General features: G+C 45.5%; 16 protein-coding genes and 1 pseudogene. 12 read left to right on the forward strand and 5 right to left on the reverse strand.

The window, feature by feature from the left end:
• Window positions 1-124: 124 nt before the first annotated feature.
• Window positions 125-829: a hypothetical protein gene (locus ACTIE6_RS27295; protein ID WP_439559649.1), complete on the forward strand. Its 705-nt coding sequence runs from the start codon at window positions 125-127 to the stop codon at window positions 827-829.
• On the opposite strand, the gene ACTIE6_RS27300 is transcribed toward ACTIE6_RS27295, so the two are convergent.
• Both ACTIE6_RS27300 and tilS read right to left on the reverse strand, forming a co-directional pair.
• On the reverse strand, window positions 806-3,490 hold the full coding sequence (locus ACTIE6_RS27300) for a CHAT domain-containing protein (protein ID WP_439559650.1): 2,685 nt from the start codon (window positions 3,488-3,490) through the stop codon (window positions 806-808). The genes ACTIE6_RS27295 and ACTIE6_RS27300 overlap by 24 nt on opposite strands.
• 229 nt (window positions 3,491-3,719) lie before the next feature.
• Window positions 3,720-4,994: a tRNA lysidine(34) synthetase TilS gene (gene tilS, locus ACTIE6_RS27305; protein ID WP_439559664.1), complete on the reverse strand. Its 1,275-nt coding sequence runs from the start codon at window positions 4,992-4,994 to the stop codon at window positions 3,720-3,722.
• A gap of 188 nt (window positions 4,995-5,182) precedes the next feature.
• Between tilS and ACTIE6_RS27310 the strand changes: the two genes are divergently transcribed.
• The 11 genes and pseudogenes from ACTIE6_RS27310 to ACTIE6_RS27360 all read left to right on the forward strand — a co-directional run bounded on the left by ACTIE6_RS27310 (window position 5,183) and on the right by ACTIE6_RS27360 (window position 14,639).
• Window positions 5,183-6,793 (forward strand): OstA-like protein, encoded by a 1,611-nt coding sequence (locus tag ACTIE6_RS27310; RefSeq protein ID WP_439559651.1) that lies wholly within the window; start codon window positions 5,183-5,185, stop codon window positions 6,791-6,793.
• Window positions 6,794-7,118: 325 nt separating this feature from the next.
• Window positions 7,119-7,589, forward strand: a complete 471-nt coding sequence (locus tag ACTIE6_RS27315; RefSeq protein WP_439559652.1) for a T9SS type A sorting domain-containing protein — start codon at window positions 7,119-7,121, stop codon at window positions 7,587-7,589.
• A gap of 75 nt (window positions 7,590-7,664) precedes the next feature.
• Window positions 7,665-8,591: an outer membrane protein assembly factor BamD gene (locus tag ACTIE6_RS27320; protein WP_439559653.1), complete on the forward strand. Its 927-nt coding sequence runs from the start codon at window positions 7,665-7,667 to the stop codon at window positions 8,589-8,591.
• Between the two features lie 45 nt (window positions 8,592-8,636).
• Window positions 8,637-8,951 (forward strand): DNA-directed RNA polymerase subunit omega, encoded by a 315-nt coding sequence (locus tag ACTIE6_RS27325; protein WP_439559654.1) that lies wholly within the window; start codon window positions 8,637-8,639, stop codon window positions 8,949-8,951.
• Window positions 8,952-9,077: 126 nt separating this feature from the next.
• Window positions 9,078-10,283: a bifunctional phosphopantothenoylcysteine decarboxylase/phosphopantothenate--cysteine ligase CoaBC gene (coaBC, locus tag ACTIE6_RS27330; RefSeq protein ID WP_439559655.1), complete on the forward strand. Its 1,206-nt coding sequence runs from the start codon at window positions 9,078-9,080 to the stop codon at window positions 10,281-10,283.
• A complete protein-coding gene (locus tag ACTIE6_RS27335) occupies window positions 10,280-11,197 on the forward strand; it encodes a DUF4835 family protein (RefSeq protein WP_439559656.1) in 918 nt (305 codons plus the stop codon). Before coaBC ends, ACTIE6_RS27335 begins: the two co-directional genes overlap by 4 nt.
• Before the next feature lies 1 nt (window position 11,198).
• Window positions 11,199-11,438: a hypothetical protein gene (locus tag ACTIE6_RS27340; protein WP_439559657.1), complete on the forward strand. Its 240-nt coding sequence runs from the start codon at window positions 11,199-11,201 to the stop codon at window positions 11,436-11,438.
• 51 nt (window positions 11,439-11,489) lie between these two features.
• Window positions 11,490-13,068, forward strand: a pseudogene (locus ACTIE6_RS27345) (DNA repair protein RecN).
• Between the two features lie 36 nt (window positions 13,069-13,104).
• The gene (locus tag ACTIE6_RS27350; RefSeq protein ID WP_439559658.1) at window positions 13,105-13,539 is read left to right on the forward strand and encodes a viral A-type inclusion protein; all 435 of its coding nucleotides are present in this window, start codon (window positions 13,105-13,107) and stop codon (window positions 13,537-13,539) included.
• Between the two features lie 7 nt (window positions 13,540-13,546).
• Entirely contained in the window at window positions 13,547-14,206 is a 660-nt protein-coding gene (locus ACTIE6_RS27355) for an SCO family protein (protein WP_439559659.1), read from the forward strand.
• Between the two features lie 7 nt (window positions 14,207-14,213).
• The gene (locus tag ACTIE6_RS27360) at window positions 14,214-14,639 is read left to right on the forward strand and encodes a c-type cytochrome (protein ID WP_439559660.1); all 426 of its coding nucleotides are present in this window, start codon (window positions 14,214-14,216) and stop codon (window positions 14,637-14,639) included.
• Here ACTIE6_RS27360 and lptC read toward each other — a convergent pair.
• From lptC to ACTIE6_RS27375, 3 genes are read right to left on the reverse strand one after another with little or no spacing between them, the layout of a single operon-like run.
• A complete protein-coding gene (lptC, locus tag ACTIE6_RS27365) occupies window positions 14,636-15,214 on the reverse strand; it encodes an LPS export ABC transporter periplasmic protein LptC (protein WP_439559661.1) in 579 nt (192 codons plus the stop codon). The genes ACTIE6_RS27360 and lptC overlap by 4 nt on opposite strands.
• A gap of 7 nt (window positions 15,215-15,221) precedes the next feature.
• Window positions 15,222-16,514: an OmpP1/FadL family transporter gene (locus ACTIE6_RS27370; protein WP_439559662.1), complete on the reverse strand. Its 1,293-nt coding sequence runs from the start codon at window positions 16,512-16,514 to the stop codon at window positions 15,222-15,224.
• Complete coding sequence (locus ACTIE6_RS27375; protein WP_439559663.1) at window positions 16,498-17,259, reverse strand: type III pantothenate kinase; 762 nt, start codon at window positions 17,257-17,259, stop codon at window positions 16,498-16,500. Before ACTIE6_RS27375 ends, ACTIE6_RS27370 begins: the two co-directional genes overlap by 17 nt.
• Window positions 17,260-17,443: the final 184 nt, after the last annotated feature.

A 17,443-nucleotide genomic window follows, 5' to 3' on the forward strand; every position in this document is an offset into this window, starting at 1 on the left:
CATTTATGGATGGATGGTCCATGGAGGACATCGCTGTGATGGTGGGACTGAAAAATGCAAAGTCGGCCAAAGCGCAGAAGTATCATTGTTTACAGAAATTAGGAAATTTTATCAATCCGCAGCTATGAAACGCCCTGTTGGACAATTGGAAGAATGGGAATGGATCGAGAAATACTGGACCGGCATGTTATCCCATGAAGAGAAACTTTTTTTTGAAAAAGAAATGAAAGAAGATGAAGATTTTGCCAGGGAGGCCCAAAGTCTTCGTGCAGGCATATCGCTCCTGGAAGAAGTTAGATTTGAAAAAAATGCAAAGGCGACTTTACAGAAGTTAAGGGAAGGAAGCCGATCCAAAAGAAAGACGACGCGTATCATCGCCATGTCAGGGAGCTTTGCAGCCGCAGCATGTGCAGCCTTCATCCTTTTCCTTGCTTACGCCCCGCTCCGGTTGCCTGAGCAGGAAAACGACCTGAGCATTCTGCGCGACTTCCGGACAAAGTTCAAAGCAGACTCCACGAATGATCTTTCGCTTGCCAAAAAGCAGGCTTTCGACCTGTTTTTCGAAGGGCAATCTTACCTGGCGGAAGGCCAGTCACAGTTGGCACAGCAACGGTTTGAGAAGGTGCTGACTTATGACAATCTCCGCCCCTATTTTAAGGAAGCGGCACAATGGCATCTGGTGATCTGTTATCTCAAAAACGACCAGACCAGCAAAGCGAGCGACACCTATCAGCAGCTTCAAAGTTCCAGAGAATACTATGTGCCCGCGATCGAGCGGTGGAAAATCTGGTGGCACCTGAAAAGATCACAATGGACGGACAATAGTTGATCGTCTGAATGCCTGGAACGAGAATGCGGCCAGAAGCAATGCACCCGCGCCGTAAAACCAGGGATCATAGCCCGTTTGAGGCGGATAGATCACCGCTGCATTGCCGATTAATGCAAAGTTTGCCCAGTAATATGGGTGGGCCCATTTCAGCAGCCGGGGATCTTCAAAGAACCGCTGGCGGGTTTTCAGAAGCGCAACGTCCGCGGGATGCCCTTCCCGCAAGAACTGGTGGAATAACTTCGAGAATTCGGAAATACTCTCGCTTTGAGCCTTCCAGGAAGTGGTCAAAATGGTTTTACAGCCTGCAATCCGGAATGCCCTGGCCAGGCTTAGCAATCCTTCTGCTTTATTAAAAGAGCCCTCATGACCCTCACACGCGCTCAACACAACCAGCCGCAACTTTTCCAGCGGCATATTAACAATCTCGGTGGCGTATAGCAAGCTGTCGGGCGCTTCGGGATGAAATGCGATGAATGAATTTTCCGGTGTTTTGACATCCGCAATCGCATGTGTAGCGAGCAGCAGCACATCTGCTTCATTGACATTCCGATATAGCGACGCTTTTGTGGCAGAAGAATCCGTAAAAAACTTTCCCTTCCACGCATTCACTTCTGAAAGTGAACTGATCAGCTTCGATGAATCGGGTACCAAGTCACCTGCGAAAGGCGCGTAGCCCAGGACCTTCGGAGCACCGTCAAACCGATTTTCTCCGTCAAATGTAAGCCTGGCTGAATAGCTGTAACTGATCGCGTAGTGCCTTCCGAGAAACTGATCCGTTTCACTTTTCGGAGCGAGTACTTCAAAAGGTAGATAATGCAATATCCCGTCACGCGCGATAATCAGTCGCGTTGCCGATTTTACTGATTTTACGAATGGACTGACCAGCGTTTCATAAAGTTCAGCCGACTGGCTTTGGCCCGAAAAAGCAAACATCACCGGGTCAGCCACAAGCGCCTGCCGGAGCTCCATGACCAGTCGCGGAAACCGCACAGGTACCGGCACCCGCTTCACTTCGCTGATACCATCGTGGACCAGAATACAGTATATGTACTTTGCGTCAAGAAAAAAGGACAGATAAGCAGTTTCTCTGTCCAGCCTGGCCGTAAGGCTTCCCAGGCTCATTTCCCTGAAATCATATTTGAGCGCGTAATAGGGCTTAAACTCCCTTTCCAGGCTGTCCAGGAAATTAAAGGACTGCACATCCAATGTATTAACAAGTGCAAGCAAGCTGTCCGTGTCCCTTTTTGAATGGCTTGCAGCTAATCGTTTTTTCAGGTCGGAGGTCCGCTGCCTGAGCGAGCGTTCGATCGTGATGACTTGTGATGGCACTTCTTTGACAACACGGTATTTTTCGTGCAGCAGATCGGAAATCACCATGCTGCGGTTTCGTTCTGTGAGGTCGAACAGCAGGCTCTTCCAGCGTTCGGATTTTGTTTTTACAAATAGCTCATAACACAGGCGCACCGCTGCATCCGTGCTTTTGGCGACTTTTTCAATGTGGAAGTGCTTTGATTCCACCGGGACCATATTCCGGCGCAGCCTAGCCGCCGCATGCAGGCTTTCGTTATAAGAGAGCACCGTTGCGACAAGCGCTTCCAGGTCCTGCGACTTTTCCCATTTCGTCCGTTTTGCCTCTGCGGAAACAAGCAGCGCTTCATAATGGGCTTTCTCACTGGCCATTGCAGGAAAAGCGGTTTTCTTACTTCCGTCGGGATATCTGGAAGCATCTATTCCTTCTTTGGCATACCCCAGCGCAGCATCTGCCTGTTGCTTTTCCAACGCTATCCGTGCCAGCCCAACCCAGCTGAATGCAAGAAATTCCCCTTGCTTTTGCCCAGCCTTCCTGTGCAAGTCAATGCAGGTTTTAAATGCTTTCTCTGCCGCATTAAGGTCATGGTTTAGCCGGAAACATTGCGCGAGATAGTTGGCCGATTGTATTTCGAAGTCGAAATCATATTGTAATGGATCTTTTCTTACGATCTGCTCATATAACCTTTGCGCACGCTGGATTTGCAGAATTGCCCTGGACGCATTTCCTTTTGCCCGGAGGTTGTTTGCCAGGATAATTTCACCCCAGCACTTGTCCAGAGAACCAGGCTTGTAGCCCGCCAGCGCTTTTCTGTAATATTGATCAGCCAGAATGAAATTTTCCGCTTTGTAGTAACTGTTTCCCAGATAATTGTAAACAATGGATTCAAGGCGGATACTCTTGGCTTCTTTTGACAACACTAATGCTTCATGAAGATATTTTGCCGATCTGCCAAAATCGCCGGTCCAACTGTGAAAAAGCGCCTGGTTGAGATAATGTCCGCAAACCTCCGCAGGGATGGTTTTCGAAACAATGGGCTGTTGTTTCAGCCAGTCACTGGATCTCGTAAACCAGTAGGTCGCCGAATCATGCATGGGTAACCGGCTGTAAAATGCTGCCAGTAGTGAAAAATGCTTAAACTTCAATGTATCATTTTGTACTCTGAAGCGATCAATGACTCTTAGACCGGCCAGCGCCTGGGCTATCCCCGGCAGGTAGTTACCCCGGTTGTAAAATACCTTACCTAATTCAAGGTAGTAGTTCGCAGCATCCTGGATATTGTTTTGCCTGATCGCTGTTGCGCAAGCTTTGCGGCCAAAAGATACAACTTGTCCCACAGTTTGCTCCGCCATTGCCTTTTTGAATAAGGCCTGATGGGAGACAATGGGATCGGCTTGCAAATTGGCAAAAAGACAAGTAAAGAATCCCAGAAGGAAACTCAAAACACGCTTCGACGAGCAGCTCATATTACCGGCAAACTTGTTAGGCTACAATAGCAAAGTCAATATAACTGCTATTTACCTATTTACGGAATCCACAAAGCAGAAGATGTGGATTGTCGCGACGATTACCAGATTGGCATTACCCATCCTCCACAATCGCCCTAATCTGCAAGACATTCACGGTATCTTCTTCAATTCGGTAACGCTCATCTAATCGTAAACCAATTACCCAGATTATTTCCTGGTTTCCGTTTACCAGGAGAAATGTATTTTGCTTCGTGAACAAGTCCATTTTCAGATCTGTAAAGAAGTCGCTGAGCTTCTTTTTCTTTCCCTGCATACCGAAAGGCTGAAAAATATCGCCTTGCTGCCACCTTCTGACAGTAAGGGGAAGTTTGACCTTATCGGCATTAATGAATGCGGAATGAGCAGTATGAGAGACCGGAAGATCTGAATCTTCCGGGTTGTGTGAAAGGATTAAAGAAATGCTTCCGAAGTTGAATTTGCCTTCCCGTTTATCTATTAAAAAACTGGTATTTGCATTGTCGCCAATTTTCTCCTGGATAATCAGGTACTCCCGATCGATTAATAATTGATGCGTATCTGATAAAAATCTCTTGCCGGAAAGACCGGATAAACCTGCTATGATCTGTGTCGACTGCTGAAAAGAAAAGCCGAACTTGTCCAGCACATGCCAGAGCCGGTATGCTGGTTGATTTTCTAAACTCAGCTCTTGCTTGGAAATCCGGAACTGGCCTCTTTCCTCCACCACAACTCCTTTCGCCCATTCATTCAGCATTGCTTTCAGCAGAAGGTCAGCGCTTTGAAGCTTTGCTGAGGATTGGATGAATGTGGCTTCCAGCGATGGATTAAGCTGTTGCAAGACAGGAACAACCTTATGTCTGAGCAGATTGCGTTTGTAATCATCTGATTCATTGGACCTGTCTTCTCTCCATTGCAGCCCATTTTCCCGTGCATAGGTCAGAATTTGCTCCTTTGTGGCGAGCAGCAATGGTCGGATAAGGTGGTTGTTAATGCCCGAAATGCCGTGTAGACCTGATAACCCAGTTCCACGCACAAGGTTCAGAAGCGTGGTTTCAAGGGAGTCGCTGGCGTGATGGGCGGTAGCAATGTATGTGTAATTGTGGGTGAGTCTGAGTTCTTCAAACCATGCGTAGCGCAAGTCGCGGGCGGCCATTTGCGTGGAGATGTGCTTTTCCCTGGCAAAAGATTTGGTGTTGAAACGTTTGGAATAAAATGGAAGATGATATGCTTCGGCAAGCGCTTTTACAAAGTGCTCATCCCCTTCCGATTCTTCTCCTCTTAATCCGAAGTTACAGTGCGCCACACCGACTGGAAATCCGGCCTTCTGAAACAAATGCAGCATCACAACCGAATCCACTCCCCCACTCACCGTCAGCAAACATGGACTGCTATTTAAATCCAGCCGGTGTTGGTTAATAAAAGTTAAAAAAGAATCCACGTTGAACCTCAAAAACGTATTTGATGTACTTTTGAAACAACCAGATAGATCAACCCTCGCCTGGAATGCCCCGGTATAGCAACTGAGGTGATTTCAAAGGTAAAGGAAAGAACAGTAACATGGAGAAAAAAAATTACGATAGCGGCTGCAACTCTTTTAAACTTTCACGCGTCATCAATATCAAAGGATATATCAATAACCGAACGTTCTTTACCTTACTGTTTTTTTTATCTGGCATTCTGTCTTTCAATGCATTGGCTCAAAATAATGCCGGTTCAAGTGAAGATCTGGTAGAGATCCTCAAATCGGATGAACTTGAAATTATCAATGCAAATGGTGTCGATTCCCGACGCGTGATTAATGGCGTTTTCAAACACAAAGGCGCTCTTTTATACAGCAATCTCGCGATCCAGAATATCAGCACGAACGTCATTGAAGCTTTCGGGAATGTAAAAATTGTGCAGGGGGATACTGTTACGGTGACAGGCGATACGCTCTACTATTACGGAAATACCAGACTGGCAATTGTGAGCGGACGAAAAACCGTTTTGAAAGATAGCAAACGAACCCTGACTACCCGCAAGATTGAATACGAAATGGGCAATGGAATCGCCTATTACAAGCAACCTGGCAGGACAGTTGACGAAGAGAATGTGCTGACAAGTAAAGAAGGGTTTTACAATACTGCCACCAAGGAATTTACCTATTACCGGAATGTGAAGCTGGTCAATAAAAAGTACACGCTCACAACCGATACGTTGCTTTACAACTCACTAACCAAGTGGTCTTACTTCAATGGACCAACTAAAATTGTGAACAAAGACGGTACGGTGGTTGGGACCAGGGGCCAGTATAATACCGAGTCGACACAGTCGTCTTTTCACAAAAGAACAACGGTGGATAATGAAACGTATACACTCACCGCTGACTCGCTTGTGGTTGATGGGAAAACCAACAACGGACAGGGTAAAGGGAATGTGGTTATTGTTGCAAAAAAGGACAAAACGGTCTTAAACGGCGACGAAGGCTACTACTGGAAATCGAAGGGTTATTCTAAGATTTTTGGTCACGCCTACGTCAGGAATGTGGTGTCAGACGACACGCTGTACATCCGGGCAGATACGCTTTATTCTTACGAGAATGCAGCCGACTCGACGCGTAAATTGATAGGAAACAAAAATGTGTTTATATACAAAGCTGATTTTCAGGGCAAATGCGACTCGATCAGTTATAACACGGCCGATTCGGTGATCCGGTTTTTCCGGCAGCCGATTTTGTGGAGCCAGCAACACTACCAAATGGAAGCCGACTCCATTACAGCGTTCCTGGTCAACAATGAAATTAACAGGATGTTGCTTAAAGGGAAATCGTTTGTCATTACAGAAGATACCCTCGTTCGCCAGTTCAATCAGGTCAAAGGTCGCACGATCAATGCATTCTTTGATAAGGGGAATAAGCTTAAACAGGTTCTGGTTGACGGAAATGGCGAAAGTGCCTATTATGCGATCGACGACAAACAAAAAAGTATAGGTCTTAACCGGGTTGAATGCGGGCGGATGAACCTGCTTTTTGAAGACAATCGGGTTCAGAAAATATCATTCATCGGCAAACCGGACGGGAAGCTGATACCTCCGGCGAAGATCAAGCCGGCAGAGCGGCAGCTTGACGGATTCAGCTGGCGGATCAAAGAGAAACCAACCAGGGAAAAGACAATCTGGGCGGAGCTATAAAAAATGGGTGCAAGGAGAAGTTGGTGAGGTGTACGGCACGGTTTTTTACGTTAAAAAAATAAAGTTAGCCGTTCACACAATATATATTGAATATACAATTATTTCTCTATATTTTTGTAGTGTACTTTTTAACTAAATTCTAAAAAATTAGTCAATAAGTATCTGAATACCAGCTATGAGAAAATATATACTTTGCTTACATATGGTCATCGCATTTGCCCTCTGTTTTGAGGGATTAAATGCCCAATCTGTCTCAGGAGGGAGCCGGTTGAATATCGTTGGAAAGAAGAAACCAGTTACCTCCGACAACTTAAAGTTTGCGGTTATGCCCGCAGGACTCAGTTACAAACCACTTTCTTTACAAAATCCAAAAGCACTTAATAACTTCTACACTTCATTCTTATTTTCAAATTCTTCCAATTCTGACAGCAATAATCTGCTTGCCTCGGAGGCAGTAGAAAAGGGGGGCGAAAAAAGAATCAATGCGGTAGAGGCGCAGGCCAAAGTGGAAGAGTTGCTTTACGTAAATGACAAGATTTCAGTATCCAATATTTATCCCAATCCAGCCAGCGAATATGCGGAACTCGACTTTAATATTTCGCCGGCAGTAAGGGAAGCTAAACTGATCTTCTACAACGTTTTAGGATCGCAGATGGATCAGTTTACATTGAACAAGAACGACAGAAAGCTTCGGGTGAACACCAGGGACATGCCAACCGGCCTGTACTTTTACCAACTGTCTGTTGATGGAAAGAAAGTAGCCACTAAAAAAATGCTTGTTCGCCATCAGCAATAGGTTACTAATTAACACTAGATCAGCTACGCTTTCGTTATGAATGGTGTAGCTTTTTTTATTACCTTTGCAGCTAATATGCGAAAAAACAGTCCTGCAAGCTATTTCTTGCTTTTTATTTCAGTTCTGCTTCTCACTACTTCTTGTAGCAAATTCTCCCGATTACAAAAAACAGGGACTGACCAGGAGAAATACGACGCCGCAATGGCATACTACAAAAAGGGTGATTTTTACAGATCCGGCCTTTTGTTTGAAGAACTTATCCCGCTGCTGAAAGGTAGCACAGAATCGGAACTAGCCCAGTTTTACTACGCATACTCACAGTATCAACAGGGCCAGTACAACACCAGTCAGTTCCTATTCAAGAAGTTTTACGACACTTACGCACGCAGCGATTACGCGCAGGAAGCCTATTATATGCACGCGTTTTCGCTTTATAAAGATTCTTCGCCTTACAACCTGGACCAGGCGAGCACGCACACGGCGATTTCAGCTATGCAGGATTTTATCAATACTTATCCTGACAGCGAGTTCCGTGATGAATGTACCAAGTATATCCTTGAACTACGGGCCAAGCTGGAAAGAAAAGCTTACGAACGTGCGAAACTATATTATAAGATCAGCGACTTCAATATTGTTTCACTAAAATCGGCAGTGATCTCCATTGAGAACTTTAAGAGAGATTTTCCTGACTCCCGGTACAATGAAGAACTTGCATTCCTGAAAGTGGAATCGCAGTACAACCTGGCAACAAACAGCTTTATTGATAAACAAAAGGAACGTTATCAGGATGTTGTGAAGTTTTATCAGGAACTGGTTGACAAATATCCGACAGGAAGGTATAACCGGGACGCTGAGAAGATGTTTGATGACAGTCAGAAGCAGATAGAAGTTATTGCAAAAGCAGAACTCGAGAGACAGAAGCTGAAAGAAACCCAGCCTGAACCTGCAAATGCACCAACCAGGGTTACAACTCCTGCTATTGCGGAACCAAAGGGTCAGTAAATTACATTAACAGATTTAGAATTTTTCAAACTATATAAGACAATCATGGCAACTAATCCATCGATCATTACACGGGACACCGATAAAATAGCCGACGTTACCGGTAACCTGTACGAATCTGTATCCGTTATTTCAAAACGCGCGCGCCAGATTTCAAGCAAAATGAAAGAAGAGCTTAACAATAAGCTTGCTGAGTTTGCCTCGGGTGTAGATAATCTCGAAGAGGTATTTGAAAACAGGGAGCAGATCGAGATTTCGAAGTTCTACGAGCGTATGCCGAAAGCAGGCAGCATTGCAATCGATGAATTTATCGAAGGTAAAACTTACAGCAGCTACCGTACCGGAACTGACGAAGAATAACAAGCATTGATAATGAGAAACCAGCCCCGATTTACATTGTGGCTGGTTTCTTATTTTATACCTTGCAGAAAACTTTTGCAGGATACTCAGAAGCCTGTTATTGTTCCGATTTTAACTTCTTAGCCTTTGAACCTCAAAGACAAAAAGATCCTGGTTGGTGTTTCCGGAAGCATCGCCTCCTATAAATCCGCTTTGCTGGTCAGACTTCTGGTGAAAGCCGGAGCGACGGTACAGGTAGTAATGACCAAAGCTGCCACCGAATTTATAACTCCGCTCACGCTCTCGGTACTTTCCAAAAATCCGGTTTACAGCACATTTACAAATGGTGATGGCAGTAAATGGAACAACCACGTTGATCTCGCACTCTGGGCTGATGCAATCGTCATTGCCCCCGCTACCGCACGTACTCTTTCAAAATGCGCAATTGGCAACTGTGACGATCTGCTCACAGCAGTATACCTTTCCGCGCGCTGCCCGGTATTTTTTGCACCTGCAATGGACCTGGATATGTTTCATCATCCGTCCACAAAACAGAATATCAGCTCGCTATCCAATTTTGGAAACAATTTTATCCAACCTGAATATGGTGAACTGGCGAGCGGGCTTACAGGTGACGGAAGAATGGCCGAGCCGGAAACGATCATTTTACAACTGAGCAACTACTTTGCACAAGAGCCGATTGCCAAAAACAAAAGAGTACTTATTACTGCTGGCCCGACTATCGAGCCCCTCGATCCTGTCCGCTTTATCAGTAATCACTCTTCCGGCAAAATGGGCTATGCACTTGCGGCCGCATTTTCAGCTGCCGGCGCGCGGGTTACCCTGGTGAGCGGGCCTACGCAGATGAAGGAAATCCCGGGTGTAAACCGCATTCAGGTAACTACTGCGGGTGAAATGCTGGACGAAACAAAAAAGTATTTTTCGGAACAGGACCTGGTCATTTTTTCAGCCGCAGTCGCTGATTATACGCCCAAATACGTCGCCGATCAGAAGATCAAAAAGCGGGGAAGTGAAATGGTACTTGAACTGACGAAAACACAGGATATAGCCGGAACACTCGGCCTCCATAAAAGTGAAAAACAGCTATTGATCGGTTTTGCACTTGAAACCGAAAATGAAATGCAGAATGCCGCCGAAAAGCTGGCCCGCAAAAATCTTGACTACATTGTTTTAAATTCCCTCAATGATGCAGGTGCAGGTTTTGCGCACGATACAAACAAAATTACCGTTATTGAAAAGAATGGTACAAAGCGCCTCTTTGAACTGAAATCAAAAGAGGAAGTTGCCAGGGATATCCTACAAATTGTGATTGATAAATGGAGCGAAGCATGAAACGTATTTTATCGGTATTTACAGTATTTCTGGCTCTATGCTGCCCCAGGTATGTATCAGCACAGGAATTTCAGTTTACCGTAAACCTGAACTACGAGCAGCTTGTTGCGCAGCAAAAAACAGATCCGCAATCCATGAGCCAGCTGCAAACTTACATGAACGATTTTCTTAATAATACCCGGTGGACAAACGATCAGTTTGCAAAGGAAGAGAAGATCAAATGCAAGCTGAATGTAAACCTGACGCGTTCACTAAGTCAAGGCAATTATGAAGGGAATGCGCAACTGGTGGTTTCGCGGCCGGTTTATAATTCCAATTACGAAACTGTGCTGTTTACCTATATAGACAAGAATTTTACCTTCACTTATCTGCCGAGCACGCAGCTTTATTTCAACGAAAACAGCTATACCGAAGAACTCCCGTACATTCTGGCATTCTACGCAAACGTGGCGCTGATATTTGATTATGACTCTTTCAGCAGAATGGGCGGCGCGCCGTACGTGCAGAAAGCCTTTAACCTGGTAAACCAGGCACGTAATTCCTCACCTAACAAGCGCGGATGGGATTCCGGTGGTGATTCGAGAAACAGGTATTGGCTGATAGAAAATCTGATGAGCCAGCAGTTTACCCCATTCCGCGAAGGGATGTATAAATACTACCGGCAGGGACTGGATGTAGCGACGCAAAATCCCGCCGAGACACGCGCCAAAGTACTTGAATTTTTGGCAACAATAAAGGAAGTGAACCAGTTGAGGCCGGCAAGTGTAGTTGTAAATGCATTTTTTGACGCCAAATCAGATGAACTTTACCGGATCCTGATTGAGGCCCAACCCGAGCAGCGTGCACAGGCGTACAACTTGCTGGTAAGCCTTGATCCTACAAAAACGCAACTTTACCAGCGGCTTTCGTTATAAAATGAGTAAAAGACTTGCCCGCATTTCAGCTCCCCAGCTGCCTGCACAGCTACCATCGCTTTTGAAGCAGGAAATTACAGCAGTATTAAACAATGGAAAAACCTACTACGGGACGCTGACAACCTTTAATGAAAACAGCCTGGTGATAGAAGATACGCGCAGTCACCCGCACACGCTGTCAATTTCTGAACTTTACGAGGTTGTTTACGACGCCAATTCCGCATTGAACATTAAATCATAGCCACTCGCCGGTTATATTTTCGTATTGTGAATATCATAAGTATATTCAGACATGCTTTCTAATTTACTTATCAAGAATTACGCGCTGATCAAGCAACTGGAAATGTCGCCGGATCAGGGTTTAAATATAATAACCGGGGAAACCGGCGCAGGTAAATCCATTATGCTGGGCGCAATAGGCTTGCTGCTTGGTAACCGCGCTGACGTCAAATCGCTTTATGATTCCTCCGAAAAATGCGTGATCGAAGGCAGCTTCAACCTGACGGGCTATGATCTCGGACCGAACTTTGAAGAGGAAAACCTCGACTTTGCAGAGGAATGCATTATCCGCAGAGAGATTGCAGTTTCGGGGAAGTCGCGTGCATTTATCAATGATACGCCCGTCAATCTTGAAACGCTGAAAAAAATCGGCGGACAGTTGCTGGACATCCATTCCCAACACGATTCGATTTTGCTGGGCAGCAATGATTTTCAGTTACAGGTCATTGATTCTTTTGCCACCAACTACAATCTTTTAAAAACTTACTCAAAGCATTACACGGTATACCGTGATGCAGCTGCAAAGCTGGATCAGCTTCAAAAGAAAGCCGGGCAGCTCAGGAAAGAGTTTGACTACGATCAATTTTTGTTTCAGGAACTCAATACCGCGAGCTTAAAGTCTGGTGAGCAGGAGAAGCTGGAAGAAGAGCTGACCATTCTTGAAAATGCGGTTGAAATAAAAGAGCGGCTGCAACTTGCATATACTTACCTCGATAATCCCGAAGCTTCGGTACTTGATTTCCTTAAAAATACCATTGGCGCATTGGGGCAGGCTGCCAGGCTGGTGGGCGGTTATGAAACACTTCGCCAGCGCGCACAAAGCGCATTGATCGAACTGCGCGACCTTGCCGATGAAATTGATCAGGTTAACAGTTCGGGTGTCGACAGTGGATGAATTGCTCGCCATTGAAGCGGAGCTCCAAAACAAGCTCACTGTTGTACTGAACCTTGACGATGATCTGCAAGCTGCTGAAACGGCAACCAACCAAGCCAGAGAAGCAATGCTTAAAAGTGCCGCTAACTTGTCAGAAAGCCGGAAAAAGGTAGTGCCTGCAATTGAAAAGCTGATCCTCCAAAGGCTGGCTGAACTGGGAATTCCCAATGCGAACCTGTCAGTACAAATCGCGGAGACGGCGCCCTCTCCTACCGGTACCAATGCAGTCACATTCCTGTTCAGCGGCAACAAGGGAATTACGCCGCAGGAACTCAGGCAGGTAGCCTCGGGCGGCGAATTCTCGCGGCTTATGATGGTAATTAAATACATACTTGCCGACAAACGCAAGCTTCCTACCATTATCTTTGACGAAATTGACACCGGCGTATCGGGCGAAATAGCCAAGCAAATGGGCAAAATGATGCAGAATATGGCCAAAAACCATCAGATCATCGCCATCACCCACTTGCACCAGATTGCCAGCAGCGGCGATGCACATTATTTTGTGTACAAAGACCACTCCTCTGACCGCACAGTAAGTAAAATCAAGAAACTGTCAGTCGATGAGCGGGTGCAGGAAATCGCGCAGATGATCGGCGGGCATAATCCTTCCGAGGCTGTCTTGCTCAATGCACGGGAGTTGATTTTAAAAGGTTAAAAATTCATTTAATTCCACGTAAAAATTACTCTCTTCATGAAAACCGTTTTTGCAATAACAATCATGATCGGCCTGCTGACCGGCTGCGCCAAGAAAGAAGAAGATAAGGTGGCCACACTGGAAAATGAAGTGCTGGCAATTCACGACGAAGTAATGCCGAAGATGGACAGCATTATGCTGCTTAAATCCAAACTATCTAAGAAAATACAGGAGATTGACAGTCTGGGTAATGTGGGCGTGAGCAGCAATACCATGGCAGAGCAGCGCATCAAGGCAGCTGATCTCAACCAGAAACTAAATGAATCGGATAAGCTGATGATGGACTGGATGCACGAGTACAGAGGCGATTCGGCTAAAAAGCTTAAACCTGAACAGGCGGTTTTGTATTTTGAAAGTGAAAGAGACAAAATCCTGCAGGTGAAACAGCTCACGCTGAAATCCATGCAGGAAGCCTCAACATTCTTACAGTAAAGATTTTATGAAGTTTAATAAAAGTTACCCACTCAGCATTTCCCTCACATTACTACTTTCCTTTGCCGCATTATGGTCGTGCAATAACAATGACAAACTGCCCCTTCTCGGTGAGCGCGACTGGACAACGAAGACCGTGAACGGAAAGGAAGTTGTAGATACGATCTACAATGTAATTCCACCTTTTTCTTTTGTAAACCAAAACGGCGAGACTGTCACGGAAAAAGCGGTCGAAAACAAGATTTACGTAGCCGACTTTTTCTTTACTACCTGTCCGACCATCTGCCCAGTAATGAAGCGACAGATGATCAAGGTTTATGATGAATATAAAGGAAATGACGATGTGATGATCCTCTCCCACTCTATTGATCCTGAACACGACACACCGGAGGTACTGAATAAATATGCCAAAGATCTTGGTGTCGAAGGAAAGCAGTGGCAGTTTTTGACAGGCGACAAGGAGAAAATATTCAAGATCGGGCAGACCAATTACATGGTTACGGTCGAGACGGACAGCGGCTCCGCGGGTGGTTTCCTGCATAGCGGCGCATTTATCCTGATAGATAAAGAAAAGCATGTGCGCGGCATGTACGACGGCACAACGGACGAAGGAGCCGAGCGTTTGATCAGGGATATTAAGAAATTGATGAAAGAGTACGAAAGTTGATACTGCTTTGAGAGTTCCTGCCAAGTCCCGAATCGCTTTCCTGCTTTGCTGCATCTCCTTTCTATCGTGCAAAAACGAGGAAGAGCTCAAAACAGAGCAGTATTTTGTAGAAGGAATGCAGTTATATATGACGCATTGCTCAAACTGTCACCAGAGCGCCGGGGAAGGATTGTCCAATCTTTATCCTCCGATTAAAGGCTCCGCTTTGCTCAAAGACAAAGCTTTTCTTTCCTGTATCATCAGAAATGGAATGGAGGGTACTATCCTGGTCAATGGAAAGGAATTCAATCGTCCCATGCCGGGAAACCCGAAGTTGACGGATATTGAAATAGCGGAGATCGTAACTTTCGTGTCCGTGAAGTGGGGAAAAGACAGCGTTTACACGCCGATCACTTTTGTGGAAGAAGCATTGACCGAATGTAAAGCCCGCTAAGGTCCGCTGAACTTGTAGATCCCGGTAGCCTTTCTGAACTTGATGCGGGTAAAATCCTGCTCGGCGTCCATTCCAATCGCATTGGTAACTTCTGAGGTCCTGTTGTTACGCACTGCGAGTGGTTTGTCTGTAAACACTTTCCTGGTACGCGGACTCCAGCTGAGCTCGGAAGTGGTCATAATCTCCTGCGTTTCGGATTTCACGACGCGCACATTTCCTTTTACAATGTAAACATCAGCGGACTTGTCGTACCTTCCTGAATCTGACCGCAGGCGGGTAATAACGCGGCTAAGTGTATCGTAGAAGCTGATATTGATCGTATCCGGGAAGATCTGGTTATCATTTTGAAATCGCTGTGATCGTGGCGTTTTCATCAGCACCTTGATTTTTCCCTGCTCACTGTACTTTACCTGCACATCGCTGATGATTTCAACAGGTCCGGTGTAGAGCGCGCCTACTTTTTTCTTTTTGTCCTCGCAAGAGGAAAGCAAAACGCCCAGCACGATTACGATGTAAAAGGGAGATAATTGCTTGTGTTGCTTTATGAAAGCCTGGAAAGAAGTAAGCGCATCCATGGCATAGTTAGTCTAGTTTTTGTTTAACAAACCACCTTTCCAATAATGTAATTCCAAGTACCGCGCGGCCATAACGTTCTTTGACCTGTCCTGCTCCGGAGTTCCCTCTCTGCCCGCCGATCAAGGCAAATGAAAGGAAATTCTGATAGCCACGGCCCATCGGGAATGTAAACCCAAGACTGATATTCGTATCATTCACATTCCTTCCGGCGACAACATAAGGCGTATTGCCGTAGCTGAAACCAAGTCTGTAACGTACCAGGTTAAAGTAGTTAAGCGAAGTAAAGCGCGGCAGGTACTCTGCACCCAGATGAATGCGGTTCACATCTCTGAGTGACTCACTCAAATTATTGTAATTCCGGTACTGCGACCAAGACTGCCGGCTGTAATCAGCTGAAAGAATCAGCTTGAAAGGCCATTCAAGACTTGCGCCTACCTGGTATTGTTCAGGGATCGTCAAACTACCTGACTGGTTATTATTAAGGGTATCGGGCAATGTAACCGGGAAAGAGTCTTGTGTTAACTCGAAAGTGGTTGTGTTCTCAGCATTCAGGCTGGTACTGAAACTATATGCGCCGCCGAGGTTCAGGTTCAGCTTGTTTTCCTTCTTGATCGGGATCCTTACTGCCGCCCCCGCTCTGAAAGCAATATCAGAATAGGTTGTTCTCTGATTTAAACTAACCAGGTAATTATCATCAGGATTCTCGCCTGGCATCACAAGATTTACATCCGATGATCTTCTGGCATTGCCGAAAAAGTAGCTACTTTCAAGACCGACGCTGATGTATTTGTTGATCTGAACCGAATTAGTGATAGAAGCTTTGTTGATACCACCCTTACCCGACGTAATATAACGTGCCACTGATGCAGTTCCTATCACCGGCTTTATAGCTTCATTCTGATAGTCAACAAAGCTGTAAGGTTTTAAATTAACTCCAATTACCCACCGTGGTTTGACAGGAAATGAAAGAGAAAGGTAGGCAAGATTAGCACCAAAGTTGGTTTGCCTGTCGGAACCTGCAGTAATATCCTTGTACTGTGTAACGAGGCCCACATCAAGCGTCGTAAACCGGTTGCGGACCCAGAGTGCCGGGTTTAAATTGTTGATCTGGAAACCACTTGCAGTACTTACCCCTGATTGTCCCATTCCCGAGTTGTCGGAGTATGCATCTCCGTAAAACTCACCAATTCCGAGTGATGAATAAGGCGAGTTACCAAGACCTTGCGCGTTAAGATTTGCGCAACTCCATCCCAGTCCTAATGTTAATGTAAGTAGTAATACTTTACTGTATTGAGACATTATAAGTTAAAATTCTGTTCAAGCCTATTACAACCAATTCCGGCACCGCAAAGATGGGCGGTTTCAGGCTACTTTCAAAAAAAGTAACATCGCCACCACACATTACTACGCGCAATGCGGGGTATTTGTGTCGGTATCTTTCAATTATTCCTTCAATTTCTGCGAGCACGCCGTTCATCACACCGCTGAGCATTGCATTTCTGGTACTTTTTCCGATGAGTTGCGGGTCTTTTTCCGGATCGATCAGGGGAAGCCTTTTGGTAAACGAATTCATAGCCTTGAATCGCATTTTGACACCAGGCGAAATAATTCCACCCTGAAAAGCAGCGTGGCGATCGACAAGGTCGTAGGTAATGCAGGTTCCCATATCTATTACCAGCAGGTCTTCATCAGGAAACAGAAAGTTAGCGCCCGCAGATGCCGCAATCCGGTCCGCTCCCAAAGTTTCCGGTGTATCATATTCCTTTGTAATAGGCAGCGGCAATTGCGGAGTGAGTGCCATAACCGGCGTGGTCAAGCGAAGAGCAGTTGTGAACGCTTCTTCGGAGTAGCTAACTGAGGAAAAAAGAATGTAATCAGGCCTATCCTCTCGAACCGTGTCAATCAATTCTTCGAAATTCAATCCCGTCGTATAGCGTAACAGTTTTTCCCCCCGGAACCAGCCGACCTTGGAATAAGTATTGCCTGAATCGATAACGATATTCATGTAAGTGGGAAAATCCGGTGCATCATTGAACCGCAACAAATATCCTGATTTTACGAGGTACCATCAAACAAACGCGCAATACTGGACTCTTAATTAAAGTTAAAACGGTCATTTCCTGATCAATGGACGCGCATAAACATTTAAAAGCGGATTTATTTGGAAGTAAGAAAGTTTTTTTGCACCTTCGTCCATCTAAGTCAGTATCGACTTATAAATCCAAAAT

This window comes from Dyadobacter sp. (assembly GCF_051859145.1).
GTDB lineage: Bacteria > Bacteroidota > Bacteroidia > Cytophagales > Spirosomataceae > Dyadobacter.